Source organism: Bacillus sp. 1A, from assembly GCF_052682215.1.
In genome coordinates this window covers 1,427,193-1,446,646 of the sequence record NZ_JBQYLZ010000001.1, presented here as the reverse complement: position 1 = coordinate 1,446,646, position 19,454 = coordinate 1,427,193, and the positions used below count along the sequence as shown (strand labels likewise).

The 19,454-nt window shown below is 37.9% G+C and carries 18 protein-coding genes and 1 pseudogene; 1 reads left to right on the top strand and 18 read right to left on the bottom strand.

The genetic code is table 11. The features are described from left to right. Window positions 1-49 precede the first annotated feature (49 nt). On the top strand, window positions 50-631 hold the full coding sequence (gene clpP, locus ACUN0F_RS07205) for an ATP-dependent Clp endopeptidase proteolytic subunit ClpP (RefSeq protein WP_001049163.1): 582 nt from the start codon (window positions 50-52) through the stop codon (window positions 629-631). A gap of 518 nt (window positions 632-1,149) precedes the next feature. On the opposite strand, the gene ACUN0F_RS07200 is transcribed toward clpP, so the two are convergent. The 18 genes and pseudogenes from ACUN0F_RS07200 to ACUN0F_RS07115 form a co-directional block, all read right to left on the bottom strand. After that, the gene (locus tag ACUN0F_RS07200) at window positions 1,150-1,398 is read right to left on the bottom strand and encodes an HPr family phosphocarrier protein (protein WP_097857053.1); all 249 of its coding nucleotides are present in this window, start codon (window positions 1,396-1,398) and stop codon (window positions 1,150-1,152) included. A gap of 23 nt (window positions 1,399-1,421) precedes the next feature. Continuing rightward, window positions 1,422-2,372, bottom strand: a complete 951-nt coding sequence (gene whiA / locus ACUN0F_RS07195) for a DNA-binding protein WhiA (RefSeq protein WP_000006567.1) — start codon at window positions 2,370-2,372, stop codon at window positions 1,422-1,424. An 89-nt stretch (window positions 2,373-2,461) separates the two neighbouring features. Next, on the bottom strand, window positions 2,462-3,415 hold the full coding sequence (locus ACUN0F_RS07190) for a gluconeogenesis factor YvcK family protein (RefSeq protein WP_000712181.1): 954 nt from the start codon (window positions 3,413-3,415) through the stop codon (window positions 2,462-2,464). A 3-nt stretch (window positions 3,416-3,418) separates the two neighbouring features. Beyond that, the gene (gene rapZ / locus ACUN0F_RS07185) at window positions 3,419-4,300 is read right to left on the bottom strand and encodes an RNase adapter RapZ (protein WP_000138461.1); all 882 of its coding nucleotides are present in this window, start codon (window positions 4,298-4,300) and stop codon (window positions 3,419-3,421) included. Between the two features lie 20 nt (window positions 4,301-4,320). Next, a complete protein-coding gene (locus ACUN0F_RS07180) occupies window positions 4,321-4,779 on the bottom strand; it encodes an NUDIX hydrolase (RefSeq protein WP_001190080.1) in 459 nt (152 codons plus the stop codon). Between the two features lie 228 nt (window positions 4,780-5,007). Continuing rightward, window positions 5,008-5,814, bottom strand: a complete 807-nt coding sequence (locus ACUN0F_RS07175; protein ID WP_000455199.1) for a DUF368 domain-containing protein — start codon at window positions 5,812-5,814, stop codon at window positions 5,008-5,010. Between the two features lie 162 nt (window positions 5,815-5,976). After that, window positions 5,977-6,933 carry a thioredoxin-disulfide reductase gene (gene trxB / locus ACUN0F_RS07170; RefSeq protein ID WP_001288065.1) on the bottom strand — a complete coding sequence of 319 codons (957 nt, stop codon included), beginning with the start codon at window positions 6,931-6,933 and terminating at the stop codon, window positions 5,977-5,979. A gap of 85 nt (window positions 6,934-7,018) precedes the next feature. Further along, window positions 7,019-8,529, bottom strand: a pseudogene (locus ACUN0F_RS07165) (tetratricopeptide repeat protein). Between the two features lie 145 nt (window positions 8,530-8,674). Further along, window positions 8,675-9,181, bottom strand: a complete 507-nt coding sequence (locus tag ACUN0F_RS07160; protein ID WP_264461688.1) for an acyltransferase — start codon at window positions 9,179-9,181, stop codon at window positions 8,675-8,677. A 75-nt stretch (window positions 9,182-9,256) separates the two neighbouring features. Next, on the bottom strand, window positions 9,257-9,907 hold the full coding sequence (gene ppaX, locus ACUN0F_RS07155) for a pyrophosphatase PpaX (protein ID WP_264461689.1): 651 nt from the start codon (window positions 9,905-9,907) through the stop codon (window positions 9,257-9,259). 67 nt (window positions 9,908-9,974) lie between these two features. Next, window positions 9,975-10,787, bottom strand: coding sequence for a prolipoprotein diacylglyceryl transferase (gene lgt / locus ACUN0F_RS07150; RefSeq protein ID WP_000924234.1), 813 nt, complete (start codon window positions 10,785-10,787; stop codon window positions 9,975-9,977). A 24-nt stretch (window positions 10,788-10,811) separates the two neighbouring features. Further along, the gene (hprK, locus tag ACUN0F_RS07145) at window positions 10,812-11,741 is read right to left on the bottom strand and encodes an HPr(Ser) kinase/phosphatase (protein WP_001127245.1); all 930 of its coding nucleotides are present in this window, start codon (window positions 11,739-11,741) and stop codon (window positions 10,812-10,814) included. A 156-nt stretch (window positions 11,742-11,897) separates the two neighbouring features. Beyond that, a complete protein-coding gene (locus ACUN0F_RS07140; RefSeq protein ID WP_001267307.1) occupies window positions 11,898-12,278 on the bottom strand; it encodes a phage holin family protein in 381 nt (126 codons plus the stop codon). 115 nt (window positions 12,279-12,393) lie between these two features. Further along, complete coding sequence (locus tag ACUN0F_RS07135; protein ID WP_264461690.1) at window positions 12,394-12,780, bottom strand: DUF4275 family protein; 387 nt, start codon at window positions 12,778-12,780, stop codon at window positions 12,394-12,396. A 122-nt stretch (window positions 12,781-12,902) separates the two neighbouring features. Then, window positions 12,903-15,773: an excinuclease ABC subunit UvrA gene (gene uvrA / locus ACUN0F_RS07130; protein WP_264461713.1), complete on the bottom strand. Its 2,871-nt coding sequence runs from the start codon at window positions 15,771-15,773 to the stop codon at window positions 12,903-12,905. Between the two features lie 11 nt (window positions 15,774-15,784). Continuing rightward, window positions 15,785-17,761: an excinuclease ABC subunit B gene (gene uvrB / locus ACUN0F_RS07125; RefSeq protein WP_000400988.1), complete on the bottom strand. Its 1,977-nt coding sequence runs from the start codon at window positions 17,759-17,761 to the stop codon at window positions 15,785-15,787. 275 nt (window positions 17,762-18,036) lie between these two features. Next, the gene (locus tag ACUN0F_RS07120; protein WP_264461691.1) at window positions 18,037-18,657 is read right to left on the bottom strand and encodes a hypothetical protein; all 621 of its coding nucleotides are present in this window, start codon (window positions 18,655-18,657) and stop codon (window positions 18,037-18,039) included. Then, window positions 18,654-19,415, bottom strand: coding sequence for a MerR family transcriptional regulator (locus tag ACUN0F_RS07115; RefSeq protein ID WP_264461692.1), 762 nt, complete (start codon window positions 19,413-19,415; stop codon window positions 18,654-18,656). The genes ACUN0F_RS07120 and ACUN0F_RS07115 overlap by 4 nt, the downstream gene beginning before the upstream one ends. Between the last annotated feature and the right edge of the window lie 39 nt (window positions 19,416-19,454).

The following is a 19,454-nucleotide window of genomic DNA, read 5'->3' as shown; positions in this document are numbered from 1 at the left end:
CATAATTGTATTATAAGACTAAGAAAGCTTTAGAAGGAGGAAATAACAGATGAATTTAATTCCTACAGTAATTGAACAAACAAATCGTGGAGAACGCGCTTACGATATTTACTCTCGACTATTAAAAGACCGCATCATTATGCTTGGTAGTGCAATTGATGACAACGTAGCTAACTCAATCGTTTCCCAGCTTTTATTCTTGGAATCTCAAGATCCAGAAAAAGATATTCATATCTACATCAATAGCCCTGGTGGTTCTATCACAGCAGGTATGGCAATTTACGATACAATGCAATTTATTAAACCACAAGTATCAACAATCTGTATCGGTATGGCTGCATCTATGGGTGCATTCTTACTTGCAGCAGGTGAAAAAGGAAAACGTTATGCACTTCCAAACAGTGAAGTAATGATTCACCAACCACTTGGCGGAGCACAAGGTCAAGCGACTGAAATCGAAATCGCTGCAAAACGTATCCTATTCTTACGTGAAAAACTAAACCAAATTCTTGCTGACCGCACAGGTCAACCACTTGAAGTACTACAACGCGACACAGACCGCGACAACTTCATGACAGCTGAAAGAGCTCTAGAATACGGCTTAATCGATAAGATCTTTACAAATCGTTAATACTTAAAAGCGGAAGCGGCTCGTTCAGAATCGCAGGGCGATGGAGCCCCTGATTCCGAGGCGCTTTTTGCCTCGAATGAAGGGGCGAAACGACCGAAGATTCTAGCCGCTGGAGCTGGATACAACTAAAAGCGGAAGCGGCTCGTTCAAAATGGGAGGAGGATGGAGCTTCTGACAAAGAGGTCCTTTTTACCTCGTCGGAAGAAGCGAAGCCACCGACCATTCTAGCCGCTGGAGCTGGATACAACTAAAAGCGGAAGCGCCCTCTTACAGGGCGCTTTTTTTATGATTAAACCTCCGCACGTGCATACCCCAGCTAGTATCCTTCTAAATATATCAACGATTTTTCAAATATATCGACCGTAACTCCAATTATATCGGCGATTATTTTAATATATCGACGATTCGACACAACTTATCGACTTACCGACAATCCTCGACAAACATGCACCGCCTACATACCCGCCCCCCCAACAAACAACAAAACAAAAAAGCTATCGCACATGCGCGATAGCTTCTTATTGTATATATGCAGCTAATGCTTCTAACGCTTCTTCTGCATCTGAACCTTCTGTCGTAATTGTTATCACGCTACCAGTTCCAATTGCTAAGCTCATAATCCCCATTATGCTCTTTGCATTCACTGTCTTTCCATCTTTCTCGATGAAGATATCCGCATGAAAGCGATTGGCCTCTTGTACAAACAACGCAGCCGGACGTGCTTGTAAACCGTTTTTTAATGAAACCTTAACTCGTTTTTGAAACACAGCTCCATTTCCCCTTTAACCTCTTATTTTTTTGCTACCGCTTCCCCCGCGCGTAATTTCTCTGCAATCTCATCGATTTTACGCAAACGATGATTAATACCCGATTTACTAATTTTCCCCCCGGATACCATCTCGCCTAATTCTTTCAATGTTACATCTTGATAATCTCTTCGTAATTGTGCAATTTCTCGCAGTTTATCTGGTAATATATCAAGACCAACTGTCTCATCAATATAACGGATATTTTCAATCTGCCTTAGCGCTGCACCAATTGTTTTATTTAAATTGGCTGTTTCGCAGTTCACTAAACGATTTACTGAATTACGCATATCGCGAACGATTCGAATGTCTTCAAATCTTAAAAGTGCATTATGAGCGCCTATAATATTTAAAAACTCCGTAATCTTTTCTGCTTCTTTCAAATACGTAATGTACCCTTTTCTTCTTTCCAACGTCTTACTATTTAAATCAAATCCGTTCATCAATTCACATATAGCATCATTATGTTCCTTATATAACGAAAAGACCTCTAAATGATAAGATGATGTTTCTGGGTTATTTACTGAACCACCTGCTAAAAATGCACCACGTAAATACGATCGTTTACAACATTTCTTCTCAATCAATTCTTGTGATATATTTCGGATAAACGAAAAGTCGTCTCGAACAATATGAAGATCAGCTAATATTTCGCGAGACTTCTCAACAAGCCGCACAATATATACATTATTTTTCTTCAATCGCATTTTTTTACGAACAAGTAATTCTACCGTCACGTCATATCCTTTTTTCAAAAGCGTATAAATCCTTCTTGCGATTGCCGCATTCTCCGTTTGAATATCGATAGATAGACGACGGTTTGAAAAAGAAAGCGATCCGTTCATTCGAAGTAACGCTGATAATTCTGCTTTCTCACAGCATTCCTTCACCTCAAGATTCGTTAGCTCTTTCTTTGTTTCTGATGCAAATGACACAGTCAACACCTCCTTATACGATTACTTTGGAACAAAAATCTTGTCCTATATGAAATGATGAGCGTTACCTCAAACGAGGCAACGCACATCTACAACAGTGAATATAAAATAGAAGCTAGTTTTAATGTATCGTGCCTTACAACACGATCATCATACTTCGCTAATTGATCTTGAATGACATCAATATTGCTCTCTGTAAAACGCTCTTCATCTACTACAACTGGTGCCGACAGTTCTTCCTCATATAACTGACGTAATTCACAAGGAATATCACGGTTATTTACAATCGCAGTATCAATAAATGGTTTACCTAAATGATCATGTAACGCCTGCACGTGGTCAAACGCAGTATATCCCATCGTTTCACCAGCTTGTGTCATAACATTACACACATATACCTTCTTCGCTTTTGCAGCAAGAACAGCGTCCCCGATTTTGTTAACAACTAAATTCGGTAATATACTCGTATACAAACTTCCTGGACCAAAGACAAGTAAATCAGCTCGTTTAATCTCAGCCAACGTTTCATGTAACGGCTCTACATCTTCTGGAGTTAAAAAGACGCGGTTAATCTTCTTCCCGGAATAAGGAATCTTTGATTCACCTGTTACAATTTCTCCATCTTCTAGTTCCGCATGAAGTACCGCACTTTGGTTAGCTGCCGGTAATACACGTCCTCTGACATTTAACACTTTACTCGTTTCCGTAATCGCATGGAAGAAGTCTCCTGTAATCGAGGTCATACCCGCTAATAATAAATTTCCTAACGCATGACCTTTCAGCCCGTCTCCCGTTGTGAAACGATGCTGAAATAAAGCTTCCACCAGCGGCTCTACATCTGATAACGCAACAAGTACGTTACGAATGTCACCTGGGGGTGGAATTTCGAGCTCATCACGTAGTCTACCTGAACTGCCACCATCATCAGCGATTGTAACAACTGCTGTAATATCAACTGGATATTGTTTTAATCCTCGTAATAAAACAGAGAGTCCAGTACCGCCTCCCATGATAACAATTTTAGGTTTTCTCTCTTTTTTCATCCCTTAATGGCCCTTTCTCTTCTCCACATCACGATGAGATACATGAACGCTATACTCTGGTTTCAAATGTTTCCCAAGGTATTCTGTAAGCGTAACAGAACGATGCTGTCCACCTGTACATCCAATTGCAATTACAAGTTGACTCTTGCCTTCTCTTTTATAATGAGGCAGCATGAAAGTAATAAGATCCGTCAATTTTTCTAAAAACTTATGTGTCTCATTAAATTTCAGTACATACGACGAAACTTCTTCATCTAGTCCTGTTAATGGCTTCATATGTGGAATGTAATATGGATTTGGTAAAAAACGAACATCAAATACTAAATCTGCATCAATTGGAATACCGTACTTAAATCCAAATGACATAACATTTACACGAAATGCTTGCTCAGTTTCAGTTGAAAACAGATGAACAATTTTTTCACGTAATTCTTTCGGTTTTAAATCCGATGTATCCAGCACAATATTCGCTCGTGCCTTCATATCAGTTAATAAGCCACGCTCCATCTCGATTCCCTTTAACGGCAAACCAGTTGGTGCAAGTGGATGCGAACGTCTCGTTTCTTTATAACGAGTTACAAGCGTGCCATCTTTCGCATCTAAGAATAAAATATGAGGAATAATCCATGTACGTTCTGATAAATCATCAAGTGCTCCCCATAAATGTTCGAAAAACTCTCGGCCACGTAAATCAACGCCAAGTGCTACTTTATTCATTTTCCCTTTTGAATCCGCCATAAGTTCAATAAACTTCGGCAATAACATCGGTGGTAAATTATCTACACAGAAATATCCTAAATCTTCAAAACTTTGTAAAGCTACTGTCTTTCCAGCTCCAGACATTCCTGTAATAATTACCATTTTTATATCATTATTCTCTGTCATCGTATCCTCTCCTTGACGGTTTAACTCGGATCTAATCGATATGAAAGCAACTCAAAATCTGGGGTATATACAAATGTACCGTAGATTATGCCATTTCCTTTAATTAAATAATCAATAATGTGATAATCTCCTGGTGCCATTGCTAAATCATCAATTTTGTCAAATGTATGCCAACCAATGATGCCTTCTTCGCTCTCTAGTTTGTTTTCTCCTGCAAAATCTGTCGCTAAAAAGGAGAACATCATCCATTCAGAAACAACTTTATCACCTTCTTGGATGACAAAGGTGAAGACCCCTTTTAACGCTGGGTTCTTTAAATAAATACCTGTTTCTTCACGATACTCGCGAACAACGGAATCTCTTACTGTCTCACCACGCTCCATTTTCCCGCCTGGTGCAACCCACCAATTTCGGCGAGGTTTTTGGAGTAAGAGTACTTCATTATCTCTAATTAACACACAGTTTGTCACTCTTTGCATGTTTCTTCACCTCAGCTACTTGCAGTAAATTTCTCACTGCATACTCATTTCATTATACTATCAAAAACAGTTTGCTACAACGAAGGAGCCAGTCCTCTTTCGCTAAGCGCATGCTACTCAACAATTTTAAAAAAGCTTTCTAGAACAAGCAATGTAAATGCCTAGACTTTCAATGTATAGCATGAAAAATCCCCTTAACGATTTTTGTCGCCAAGGGGATTAAAGTCCTTATTTCTTACCGAAATAAGTAACAATCGCAAATCCTAAAATAAAGGTAATAATTGAACTTATAATTGAAAATCCTCCAGTTGGAATACCAGGGAACACAATTACAATCGAGCCGATAACAAGTCCAATAATTACCGCAAATGTCATACTTTTATAACGATCTAACAAGAAACTAATTCCTTTACTACTTACAACAAACCCTACCATAACACCAGCACCGATAACTACGATTAAAGGTAAGTTGAGTGTAGTTAAAGCATTAATTGCTGTCGGATACACACCAATAATTAATAAAATAAATGATCCGCTAATTCCAGGAAGCAACATAGCCATACTAGCCATCCAGCCCGCGAAAAATAAACCAATTGCATTTAAAATTGTTAACGTCGTAATTGGATCTGCTGCCTTATCTGGTTTAAAGAAAGCTGTGATCGCAACAAGAATTGCTGCAACTATTAATAAAACAATGTGCTTACCTTTAAACGACGACTTTGCATCAGCTTCCCTCATTAACATCGGTAATATACTAATAATTAAACCGAGGAAGAAAAACTGAGTCGGTTCATAATGATTTGCAAGTAAATATTTAATAACGTGACTTAACGTTAAAAACGCTGCTGCCACACCAGCTGCAAGGGGAATTAAAAAGCCTAAATGTTTTTTCCATTCGCGACTAAAAAATCCACTAATTGCCGCAAGCAATTGTTCATAAATCCCTAACACAACAGCGATTGTACCGCCGCTCACACCAGGAATTAAATCACTAACGCCCATACAAAATCCACGATATATATTACGCCATTCCATACTGAATAAATTCCTCATTTCTTATAGTGATTTTTCCGTAAAGTCCAGTATATCAATAAGAAAGCTTATAATCCTAATATTTTTTGACAAAACTTTGACATTTTCATAAAAAAAGAAGAAAGCTCCTATCGGTAGCTTCCTTCACAAAAGGCATATTATCCCTTATTTTTCTGATACTGTTTTTAGTTCTTCTAATAATTCTTCTACGTAATGTTGTGCACTTTGTGCTGCGATACTACCATCACCTGTTGCCGTTACAATTTGACGTAGCATTTTTTCACGAACATCTCCAGCTGCGAAAATACCAGGAACTTTCGTTTCCATACGCTCATTTGTTTCAAGGTAACCATTTTCATTTGTAATACCTAGTTCAACAAATGGTTTTGATAGTGGTAACATACCGATGTATATGAACACGCCATCAGTTTTAACTTCTTTCTCTTCTCCACTGTTTACGTCTACAAGTGTTACGCTTCCCACTTTACCATTTGCATCGTTAATTTCTTTTATAGTGTGATTCCAAATGAAATCAACTTTCTCGTTTTGGAAAGCACGATCTTGTAAAATTTTCTGTGCACGAAGAGTGTCACGACGGTGAACGATTGTTACCTTTGATGCGAAGCGTGTTAAGAACACACCCTCTTCAACAGCAGAATCTCCACCACCAATAACTACAAGTTCTTTTCCTTTAAAGAAAGCCCCATCACATACTGCACAATATGATACACCACGGCCGCCAAGTTCTGTTTCGCCTGGCACACCAATTTTTTTATACTCTGCACCGCTTGCAACGATAATTGCACGTGCTTTATATTCTTTTTTACCAGCAATAATTGTTTTGTATTCTTTACCATCGATGACTGCTTTCACATCACCGTATGCATATTCAGCACCAAATTTCTTCGCATGCTCGAACATTTTATTTGATAAGTCTGGTCCTAAAATAGACTCATAACCTGGATAGTTCTCTACATCTTCTGTGTTTGCCATTTGGCCACCTGGGATACCACGCTCAAGCATTAATGTGCTTAAATTCGCACGAGATGTATATACTGCAGCTGTCATACCAGCTGGTCCTGCACCAATAATAATGACATCATAAATTTTTTCTTCTGACACACTATTCACTCCTATTCATTCCTACACAATTAAGTTACCCTCATTATACTGTTAGCATCATTTTTTTCCCAATGATTTGCTTACCCTATGTGTGCGTACGCTTAACAGCCTGCACATACTTTCGAACAGTCGCTACAGATACATTATATACATCCCAAGCTCCGACTGTGTCATCTTATTTCCTTGTTCGCTGCGTACAATATATTCAACCGCAGCTGACCAGCCGTATACATTTGTAAAAACTGCCCCAGATGTATATAAACGTATGAACGTACAAAACCAAAATTGTAAACACTCTTCGATTAATTCATCATCTTTTTTCGTATAATTATATAAAGCATCCGCAATTTGCGCGCACTGTTCAAATTGCTGTAAATCAACTGGAATGCTCTTATGGCTATTAAGTAAAAAGAAATACTTTGCAAGTTGCGATACGATTGGAACACCGTTCTTCGCCTGCGTTACATCAAAGAAGAATCCCACCTTCTCTGGCGTTGACAATTCATTCATTAAATATAAAGCTAGCATTTGTTCCTCTAACGTCGCACTTTGTTGAAATGATTTCCGTAATTCTTCAAATAATACGTTTTGTCCTTCATCTGCTAAATTCAGCGCATTCCACGGTTCTTTTCCCTTTTTATCAGGGTGCAATTCTACAACATGCTGCCACATTTTTTCAGCTACTTGCTGATCTTTCACCATATAAGCAGAATATGCAAACCAATAATAAAAACTAACGTCTCCCTCATATCCTTGACGCTTTAATACTTTGAACCATTTATATGCAGGCTCAAAATGACCAATTGTTGCAAGTGTCGTTCCAAGTTTCAAACGATGCTCGAACGAAATCGGATATACTGAAACTAACTGCTCCGCTAACGCTTCTACTTGTTTATGCTCTCCAATTGAATATAGGAAAATAAGCGTATTACAAAGCGCATGTATATTACCAGGATTTTTCTCTAAAATCATTTCCGTTAACTTCAGAGCTTTATCTACATTACCAGATTGAAAATGTGCAATGGCTAAATTATTATGACCCGACCAAAATTCCGGATAATCTTTTGTAACAATTTCCAATGTAGCAATTGCTTCTTCCAATTGTCCGTTACGAATATAACGATTCGCTTCTTCTTGCATAACAATTAGATCGTCTTCATCCTCAATCTCTTCCTCACCCATCGCTTCTTCTTCCATAATTTCAAGTAATTCTAATGTATCTTCTACAAATTCCTTCTCTTCTGCAACTTCTAAATAGCGATCTGCATACTTTTTCGCCTGCTGAAATAGCCCCATATATGCATAATTATTTGCAATAAAATAATAGCATTGTTCAAGTTCTGGATTAGATCTAACAAGCTTAAAGAAGATTTGATTCGACTCTTGATATTCACCAGCCTCAGATAATACTGTTGCTAATTGGCATAAAATAAACGGCTCCTTCTCACTTTGTGCCGCTCTTCGAAAATATTTAATTGCATCTTGCAATTTTTGCCCTTTGTAAGCTCTCATCCCTTTTTTATAAAAGAAGTCCGCTAATTGATTAAAAGAGATAACTTGTCCGTTCTCCTTATATATTCCTTGATTTTTCCCCATATATCCTCCAGTTTTTTGTTTTCTTCGTTCACACATTCTTCTATCTATAAGTATAAACGATTCCGTAAAAAACAAAACAGTATATTATACTCAATTATTTCCTTTTTATTCATTAAAAAAGAAGAGAAATGTTACATTTTTAGCATCAACCTTCTCTAGCATCCATTTCTTCTTTCGTATAAATAACACGCATTGGATTTCCACCCACGAAAGCGCCGCTTGGTACATCTCTATGAACAAGTGTGCCAGCTGAAACAATCGCGCCATCTCCAATTTTCACACCTGGTAATATCGTTGTATTTGCTCCAATCATCACTTCATTTCCAATGACGATTTCTCCAAGTCGATATTCACGAATTAAATATTCATGCGCTAAAAGCGTTGTGTTATAGCCAACAATTGAATTTTCTCCCACAGTTATCTTTTCTGGGAACATAATGTCCGGCATTACCATAAGCGCAAATGAGGTTTTCTCTCCGACTTTCATCCGTAAAAACGTGCGGTACAACCAATTCTTGACGGATAAAAATGGCGTATAACGCGCAATTTTGATAATAATAAAGTTCTTCATCACCTTCCAAAAAGACACTGTTTTATACACATTCCATAATGAATTTTCTCCTGAAACAGGATAGCGCGTTGTCCGTCGCACTTAGCTCGCCCCTCTACTAAAAAGTGAAACTGTAAGTTAGTAGAGAAACAGACCCCTACTAACTTACTTGGACCTTTATGAACGGTTCATATTAGACAAAATCGGTAGTAAATCACTCATTTTATCTAACATAAAGTCCGGCTTGTAAGCCTCTAAATACGTTCTACCTTTCAACGTCCATGAAACCGCAGCTGTTTTCGTGCCCGCATTTTGTCCGCCGACAACATCATGATGATTATCCCCAACCATCAATGCTTCTTCCGGTTTTGCATCCAATAACTCAAGCGCTTTTTGAAGTGGCTCTGGATGTGGTTTCACATGCTCTACATCATCAATTGTCACGACAATATCAAAAAATTCATCAAGCTTTGACAACTTTAATCCCATCTCAACGGTTTGTCTCGCTTTCGTTGTAACAATACCAACTTTATAGCCTTGCTTCTTCAACTCTTGAACTGTTTCATATACAGTTTCATATTCTTCCACTAATTCATCGTGATGATCATGGTTAAATTGACGATAACATGTAATCATCTCTTCAACCTTGTTTTCATCAATCTTGCTGAAAGTATCATGTAAAGAAGGGCCAATAAATGGCAATACATCTTCACGCTTATATTGACTTGGATAATATGTATGTAACGTATGTAAAAAAGAAGAAATAATAAGTTCGTTTGTATTAATTAAAGTTCCATCTAAATCAAATAACACTGTATTTATTCTCATTGCCTTAGTCCCTTCTCTTTCCTGAATATGAAAGAAGCAGCATCTTATAATAAGATGCTACTTTTCTCTAATTTTCCGAATATCTTTTATCAGCTTGCCCCATTTTTCGTCTCACAATAATGAAAATAATAGAAATAACAACAAGTCCAATTGACATTACTTGTGCGATACGAAGTGGTCCTAACATTAAACTATCTGTACGTAAGCCTTCTACGAAGAAGCGCCCTATTGAATACCAAATTAAATATGTGAAGAATAATTCCCCGCGTCGTAAATTCACTTTTCGTAATGCAAGTAATAAAATGACACCTGCAAAATTCCATAATGATTCATATAAAAACGTTGGGTGATAGTACACACCCTCAATATACATTTGATTAATAATGAAATCCGGTAAATGAAGTCCTTCTAAAAACTGTCTCGTTACTTCATCACCATGCGCCTCTTGGTTCATAAAGTTTCCCCATCGACCAATTGCTTGTCCTAGTAAAATACTTGGCGCAGCAATATCAGCCAACTTCCAGAATGAAACCCCGCGTCGTTTCGCAAAAAGAATCCCTGTAATAACAGCCCCGATTAAACCACCATGAATCGCCAAGCCACCTTGACGAATATTAATAATTTGACTCGGGTTTTGCGCGTAATATTCCCATTCAAAAATAACATAGTACATTCTCGCAAATAGAATAGCGATCGGTACTGCAATTAATACAAGGTCAACAAATGTATCTTTTGGAATACCTAGTCTTTCTCCCTCGCGAGTTGCTAGCCAAAGACCTAATAGCACGCCTGTACCGATAATAATCCCGTACCAATAAACAGGAAACGGCCCAAGTTGAATCGCTACACGGTCAAGCTGTGGTACAGAACCTAACAGCATATGTATGACCCCCCTCTCCAAAGTTTACTCCTGATTTCCTAACTCAATCGCACTCATTAATCGTTCAGAGAACTGTTGTGCTGCATTGACTCCCATACGTTTTAAACGGAAGTTCATCGCTGCTACTTCAATAATAACAGCCAAGTTTCGACCAGGACGAACTGGAAGTGTAATCTTCGTAAGCTCTGTATCAATAATCTTCATCTTCTCTTCATCAAGACCTAAGCGATCGTAATTTTTCTTTTGATCCCAAATTTCAAGATTAATAACAAGTGTAATACGCTTATAATTTCGCACTGCCCCTGCACCGAATAACGTCATAACGTTAATGATACCTAGACCACGAATTTCTAATAAATGCTCAATTAAATCTGGTGAGCTTCCTACTAATGTGTCTTCATCTTCTTGGCGAATTTCTACACTATCATCCGCAACAAGACGGTGACCACGCTTCACAAGTTCAAGAGCTGTCTCACTTTTACCGACACCACTTTGACCTGTAATTAAAACACCAACACCGTAAATATCTACTAACACACCATGTACAGCTGTTGTTGGCGCTAACTTACCTTCTAAATAATTTGTTAAACGACTTGATAATCTTGTTGTCGTTTGAGCAGAACGTAATAAAGGCATGCCTGATTCACGTGATGCATGCAGTAACTCATCTGGTACATCTTGATTACGAGTTATAATGATACATGGCGTCTCCTCAGTACAGAGCGCTTTCATTCTCTCTTGCTTTTGCTCTGACGTCAATGTGTCAAAGAACGTAAGCTCTGTCTTTCCAAGAAGCTGTACGCGATCAGCTGGATAATATGTAAAAAATCCTGCCATTTCAATTCCAGGTCGTGATAAATCACTTGTATCAATCGGACGATGAATTCCTTCTTCACCACTGATTAACTCTAATTGAAATTGTTCAATTAAATCTTTTGTCCTTACTTTCGGCATATGTATAAACCTCCACTCCGCTGCGGGTTCAGTCTCATTTGATGTAAAATTCCATTCTACCGGATATTGTACCATTTTTTTCTGGAAACAAGAAATACGGTTTCTAATAAATAGAAAAAAACATTTCATATACATCATGAAATGTTTTTCTTTTTGTCATTTTCTCTTTTTTTCATATAGTGGCTCCACAATTGCCTTTTCAATAATCATATTAAAAATTGAAATACAAATTGCCGCAACAATCGCTACACCGAACCCTGATATATTAAATGCATCTCCTAATAATGAATCTGCTATTTTTAACGTAATCGCATTAATAACAATTAAGAAGAACCCGAAAGTTACAAGAGTAATCGGTAGCGTAATTAAAATTAAAAACGGTTTTACGAACACATTTAAAACAGCCAAAATAATACTCGCAATAATTGCAGTTTGTATATTTGCTACGTAAAACGCGTCTGGTGCAATCCCTTTTAAAAGTCCCGATACAGCGATTAACACAACGCTATTTACAAGAAGTGATACAATCCATCTCATTTCGTTACACATCCTTTTAAACATATATATTTCATCATACGCTAATAGACAATAAACGCAAGTATGATACGAACACTTATATCAACTTATTCTCCCGTTCATGCTTGTATACCTCCTAACATTTTCTCGCAAAATAAGGGCCATACCATCCATGTTCATGCGTTTTCACAAAGGTCCAAGTGAAATCTTTATCTCCAATATAGATATCGCCTTTATACATATCAGCTGTTTCACGTAATATATCAGCCATAATTAATAAACTCGCATCCTTTATTAGCAGTACATCATCACAGTGTTGATAGAAGATGTAGCACTCCTTTTTCACTTCATTATGAAATGCTCTCTCTGCTTCTGTTCCTTCTAAACATTTCTTTTTCTCGTAACTAAATATGTGCCAAAGATAACCACATGTATACTTATCTCCATACAGGAAAATATCTTCTTTTTCTTCATCACTTAAATGATTTGCAAAGTTATCCTCCCAGCACTTCCGAAAATACACACCTCATTTTTGAAATTCTCTTACCTTCATATTTTTCTTCCTTATTACCTCTAAAAACTCCATCTTCTCCCCCTATACAATAAAAACCGAGTGTCATTTCCACTCGGTTTCCATTAATAAACTTATTGCGATAACTCTACTTCTTTTATTTTTTCTTTCATTCTCGCTTTATCACGAACTAAAATATCTTTTAAATACTTACCTGTATACGAGCGCTCTTCTTTTACTACTTGCTCTGGCGTTCCTGAGGCAACGATTTGCCCACCTTTATCTCCGCCCTCTGGTCCAAGGTCAACGATATAATCAGCTGTTTTAATTACATCTAAATTATGTTCAATAACAAGAACTGTCTCGCCACTTTCAACAAGGCGTTGCAGCACTTCTAGAAGACGCGCGATATCATGGGCATGCAAACCAGTCGTTGGCTCATCTAAAATATATAACGTACGCCCAGTAGAACGACGGTGTAATTCAGAAGCTAATTTCACGCGCTGTGCTTCTCCTCCAGATAACGTCGTAGCTGGCTGTCCTAATTTCATATAACCAAGCCCTACATCTACAAGCGTTTGAAGTTTACGCTTAATTTTTGGGATATTAGCGAAGAACTCTACTCCATCTTCAATTGTCATCCCTAACACTTCAGAAATGTTCTTATCTTTATACTTCACTTCTAACGTTTCGCGGTTATAACGTTTACCATGACAAACTTCACACGGAACGTATACGTCTGGTAAGAAGTGCATTTCGATTTTAATAATTCCATCACCACGGCACGCTTCACAACGTCCACCTTTTACATTAAAGCTGAAACGTCCTTTTTGATATCCGCGCACTTTCGCTTCATTCGTTTGTGCAAACACATCACGAATATCATCGAATACACCTGTATACGTCGCTGGATTAGAACGTGGTGTACGCCCGATTGGCGATTGATCGATATCGATTACTTTATCTAAATGCTCAAGACCTTTAATTTCTTTATGAGTACCTGGCTTCGCTTTCGCCTTATATAACTTTTGCGCTAATGATTTATATAGTACTTCATTAATCATCGTACTTTTACCGGAACCAGATACACCCGTTATCGCTACAAACGTACCAAGCGGGAATGACATCTTTGCATTCTTTAAGTTATTCTCTTTTGCACCGACAATTTCCACTTTACGTCCGTCACCTTTACGTCTTTCAAGTGGAACCGGAATAAACTCTTTACCGCTTAAATACTTCCCTGTTAGCGAATTCTCATCTTGCATCACTTCAGCTGGTGTACCCGCTGATACAACTTGGCCACCGTGAATACCTGCACCAGGTCCGATATCAAGTAAATAATCAGCAGCCATCATCGTATCTTCATCATGTTCAACGACAATTAACGTATTTCCTAAATCGCGCATTTCTTGCAACGTACGAATAAGACGATCGTTATCGCGCTGATGCAAACCGATTGAAGGCTCATCAAGAATGTAAAGTACGCCAGTAAGACGAGAACCGATTTGTGTCGCTAAACGAATACGCTGCGCCTCACCACCTGATAAAGTTCCTGCAGCACGACTTAACGTTAAATAATCTAAACCGACGTTCACTAAGAATCCAACGCGCTCCTGGATTTCTCTTAAAATTAAATGAGCAATTGTTCGTTGTTTCTCCGTTAGCTCCACATTCGAGAAGAATTCCTGTACTTCTTGAACAGAATACTTCGTTACATCAGCAATCGTTTTATCACCAACGAAAACAGCTAAACTCTCAGGCTTTAAGCGTCCACCTTTACACTTCGGACAAGCTTGCTCTGCCATATACTTTTCCATTTGCTCACGGACATAATCAGAACTCGTTTCACGATAACGACGTTCGATATTTGGAATAACACCTTCAAATAAAATCTCATTTTCCTTTACTTGACCAAATTCATTTACATAGCGGAAATAAACTTTCTCTTCACCGCTTCCGTACAACACTTTATCAAATAAATCTTTCGGTATATCTTTCACAGGCATATCCATATCAACGCCGTAATGATTACATACAGATTGTAAAAGCTGTGGGTAATATTGTGAGCTTGTCGGCTCCCAAGGCGCAATCGCATGTTCATTTAATGATAAATCCCAATTCGGAATGACAAGTTCTAAATCCACCTCTAACTTTGAACCAAGTCCATCACAAGAAGGACACGCCCCGAATGGACTATTGAATGAGAACATGCGCGGCTCTAATTCTCCAATTGAAAAGCCACAATGCGGACAAGCATGATGTTCACTAAATAGAAGTTCCTCTTCTCCCATTACATCAATTAACACTCGGCCCCCGCCAAGCTTTAATGCACTTTCAAGTGAATCCGCAAGACGGCTTGCAATCCCTTCTTTTACAACAATACGGTCAATTACAACTTCAATAGAATGCTTCTTATTTTTATCTAACTCAATATCTTCAGATACATCAAGCATTTCACCATCAACACGTACACGAACATATCCTTGCTTCTTAATGTCTTCAAGCACTTTCACATGTGCACCTTTACGCCCAGAAACGATAGGAGCTAACACTTGTAATTTCGTACGTTCAGGATATTCAAGTACACGGTCTACCATCTGCTCTACTGTTTGTGATGTAATTTCAATACCATGATTCGGACAAATTGGCGTACCAATTCGCGCAAATAATAAACGTAAATAATCATAAATCTCCGTGACCGTTCCAACTGTTGAACGTGGATTACGACTCGTCGTTTTTTGATCGATTGAAATCGCTGGAGATAAACCTTCAATCGTATCTACATCCGGCTTATCCATTTGTCCTAAAAACTGACGCGCATACGCAGATAACGATTCTACGTATCTGCGCTGCCCTTCTGCATAAATCGTATCAAACGCTAATGATGATTTCCCTGAACCAGACAATCCCGTCACAACAACAAGCTGATTTCTCGGAATGGTTACATCAATATTTTTCAAATTATGTGCTCTAGCACCTTTTACGACAATAAAATCCTTGCTTATGCTCACTCTGTTCACCCTTCCGCTTTTAATTCTAATAGTAAATCTCTTAATTCAGCTGCACGCTCGAAATCTAACGCTTTTGCTGCTTCTTTCATCTCTGCTTCCATCTTCGCAATTGTCTTTTCACGCTCTTTTTTCGTCATCTTCTTGGCTGGTACTGCTTCATATGTTTCCGGCTCTTCAGCAGCTGTCGTTGCACGGATAACATCACGCACGCCTTTTTGAATTGTTTTCGGCGTAATACCATGCTCTTTATTGTAAGCTTCTTGTATAGTACGACGACGTTGTGTTTCTTCAATCGCAATTCCCATCGATCTCGTTATACGATCTGCATACATAATAACGCGGCCGTTTTCATTACGTGCTGCACGACCAATTGTTTGAATTAATGAACGCTCTGAACGCAAGAATCCTTCCTTATCAGCATCTAAAATAGCTACAAGTGATACTTCTGGAATATCTAATCCTTCTCGTAATAAGTTAATACCGACAAGTACGTCAAACTTACCAAGGCGAAGGTCACGGATAATTTCAATACGTTCTAACGTTTTAATTTCAGAGTGGAGATAGTTCACTTTAATTCCTACATCTTTTAAGTAGTCCGTTAAATCCTCTGACATTTTCTTCGTTAAAGTCGTAATTAATACACGTTCATTTTTTGCAATGCGATCTTGAATTTCACCTAATAAATCATCAATTTGTCCTTCAATTGGTCGTATATCAATTGGTGGATCTAAAAGCCCTGTTGGACGAATAATTTGTTCTATTACCTCCGGTGCCTGCTCTAACTCGTACGGTCCTGGCGTTGCCGAAACGTAAATAACTTGATTCGTTTTCCCTTCAAACTCATCAAACGTAAGCGGTCTATTATCTAAAGCTGATGGCAAACGGAACCCATGATCCACAAGTACTTGCTTACGTGCTTGGTCCCCGTTATACATCGCTCTTACTTGTGGTACTGATACGTGTGACTCATCCATAACAATTAAGAAATCTTTCGGGAAATAGTCTATTAACGTATATGGCGTTGCCCCCGCCGGACGAAGTGTTAAATGACGGGAATAATTTTCAATCCCTGAACAAAAGCCCATCTCACGCATCATTTCTAAATCATAACGTGTACGTTGCTCTATACGCTGCGCTTCTAACAACTTGCCATTATCATTTAATTCCTTTAAACGCTCTTCTAATTCTTTTTCGATATTTTCAATAGCGACCTTCATTTTTTCCTCACGTGTAACGAAGTGAGATGCTGGGAAGATCGCTACATGATCACGTTCTGCTAATACTTCACCTGTTAACGCATTTACTTCGCGAATACGATCGATTTCATCGCCGAAAAATTCAATTCGAATACAATGCTCATCAAGTGATGCTGGGAAGATTTCAACTACATCTCCGCGCACACGGAATGTACCACGCTTGAAATCAATGTCATTACGTCCATACTGTACATCAACAAGTTCACGAAGCAATTGATTGCGGTCCTTTTCCATACCAACTCTAAGTGAAACAACTAACTCGCGGTATTCTTCTGGAGAACCTAAGCCGTATATACACGAAACACTCGCAACAATAATCACATCATCCCGTTCAAATAGTGCAGATGTTGCTGAGTGACGCAATTTATCGATTTCATCATTAATCTGCGCATCTTTTTCAATAAACGTATCTGTTTGCGGCACATACGCTTCTGGCTGATAATAATCGTAATAACTAACAAAATATTCAACTGCATTATTCGGAAAAAAATCTTTCAGCTCACTATATAACTGTCCTGCTAACGTTTTATTATGAGCCATGACAAGTGTTGGCTTCTGCACCTCTTTAATGACATTTGAAATCGTAAATGTCTTACCCGTTCCTGTCGCTCCAAGCAACACTTGCTTTTTCTTTCCACTATTAATTCCCTCTACAAGCTTCTCTATAGCTACCGGCTGATCACCTTGCGGGGAATACGCTGAGATAATTTCAAATTGATGTTCCACTTAAGTTCCGACCTCCTCATAAAAATCTGTATTATCATTTTACCACGAATACCCCCAAAAAACCTAAAAAAACGAACAGATATTCGGTAAAGTTTTCGACAATATATAGAAAAAGGAAGGAGAGCACACTTCCTTCCTTATCAAACCTTCTCCCGCATGAACAAACAGTAAGCACCACACTGATTAAAATTCTACTTCATTTAAAACCAGCTCTTTTTCCTACTGTCATCCTCTCCTATACAAACTATTGGTATACTAAAAAAAGCTACTTTCCACTATGAAAGTAGCTTCTTGTTCCCTTTCTCCTTCTTCGGAAAAATAACATATGAAAACGAAATAACTGTATCCACTAAAAGTATAATCGCCCAAACTTGGCTAACGCGACTCGCTGCTTTATTTAAAACAATTCCTGATTCTAACCAATTCCCCCATTGTTCAAATGGTACAAAACCGTACAGAAAGAAAAAGAAAATATGCACAACAACAAACAAACTAAGGTGTAATACCCAATTTTTTATTTCCTGTTTCGCATATGCCATACCTGTTAATTCTATCTGTTCTTCCATAATTGGCGCTGGTTCATTCCGCCATTTCGCAACTAGCTTTTGCACAAACATATCAAGCTTCTTCAAATCCTTTTTCCCGTAGAAGACCGCATATAATAAAATAATTACAGTAATGATTTGAAAGTTAGAGAACTTTCCTGTTTGATAGTAATCCACTACTGCTAAAGTTAAAATAAACACTTCATTTAAGAGTAGGACAATCCCCATAATAAAACTTGCCTTTTTCAAACGAAAACCGTAACGGAGTAAAAAGAAACTAATAGCCGATAACCAAAATACAATTTCTGCCCCAATTAAAAAATACCAACGATATTCTGCGAGTATACTCATTTATCATTCTCCCTTTCATCATAAATACGAAAAGCCTCATCCATATATATTAAAAGTTCTTCTTCAATTGGATACATGCTCATTTTCTGTGAATCTTCCTTCGATTTTCTAACTTCCCATAACTTATCTAAAAATGCTTCATCACCATTGGCCATTTCTAAACACTTCCGCATTAATTTCTTCGTTGCCCCTTGTACCTCATCATTTGCAGTTTCTTTACCATCTTTCATAAAAGTGCGAAATTGCTTTAATAAATCTACCCACTCTAAAACATTCGGATCTTCTTCACTCATATTTGGCAAATTATGAAGCAATTTTTGTTCTTCCTTTGAAAATAATTCATTTTGAAATATTTCACGTATACGAGAAGACTGTTTCGAAAGCTGAATCAGTTCAAACATAATTTTCCAATCAAGTTCTCCCTCTACATCTACCGAATAAACAACAGCTTGTAAAACACGCTCCATTCGATTAAATTTCTTTTGTTCTTCCTGTACAAATCGAAGTTGTTTTTTAAGCGAATCCTTTAAATTAAGCTCACCTTTTACTAACATATTCGCAGACTCTTTTAATGAAAATCCCATTTCCTTTAAAAATAAAATTTGTTGCAGCCGTATTACGTCAGCTTCACTATATAAACGATGTCCACCTTCTGTTTTCCCGCTCGGCTTTAATAAATCTATTTGATCATAATAACGTAATGTACGTACTGTTATCCCTGTTTCTTTCGTCAATTGTTGTATTGAAATCACTACCATCACCTCTTCCCCTTCATTATAAAAGATGACGTTACGTCA

Coding starts and splice junctions, on each gene's coding strand:
- ACUN0F_RS07190 (WP_000712181.1), bottom strand. CDS start 3,415: ATGAAAAAAGAGAGAAAACCTAAAATTGTTATCATGGGAGGCGGTACT.
- ACUN0F_RS07140 (WP_001267307.1), bottom strand. CDS start 12,278: ATGAGATGGATTGTATCACTTCTTGTAAATAGCGTTGTGTTAATCGCT.
- ACUN0F_RS07120 (WP_264461691.1), bottom strand. CDS start 18,657: ATGAGTATACTCGCAGAATATCGTTGGTATTTTTTAATTGGGGCAGAA.
- ACUN0F_RS07175 (WP_000455199.1), bottom strand. CDS start 5,814: ATGGAATGGCGTAATATATATCGTGGATTTTGTATGGGCGTTAGTGAT.
- rapZ (WP_000138461.1), bottom strand. CDS start 4,300: ATGACAGAGAATAATGATATAAAAATGGTAATTATTACAGGAATGTCT.
- lgt (WP_000924234.1), bottom strand. CDS start 10,787: ATGCTGTTAGGTTCTGTACCACAGCTTGACCGTGTAGCGATTCAACTT.
- hprK (WP_001127245.1), bottom strand. CDS start 11,741: ATGCCGAAAGTAAGGACAAAAGATTTAATTGAACAATTTCAATTAGAG.
- ppaX (WP_264461689.1), bottom strand. CDS start 9,907: ATGAGAATAAATACAGTGTTATTTGATTTAGATGGAACTTTAATTAAT.
- clpP (WP_001049163.1), top strand. CDS start 50: ATGAATTTAATTCCTACAGTAATTGAACAAACAAATCGTGGAGAACGC.
- ACUN0F_RS07115 (WP_264461692.1), bottom strand. CDS start 19,415: ATGGTAGTGATTTCAATACAACAATTGACGAAAGAAACAGGGATAACA.
- ACUN0F_RS07180 (WP_001190080.1), bottom strand. CDS start 4,779: ATGCAAAGAGTGACAAACTGTGTGTTAATTAGAGATAATGAAGTACTC.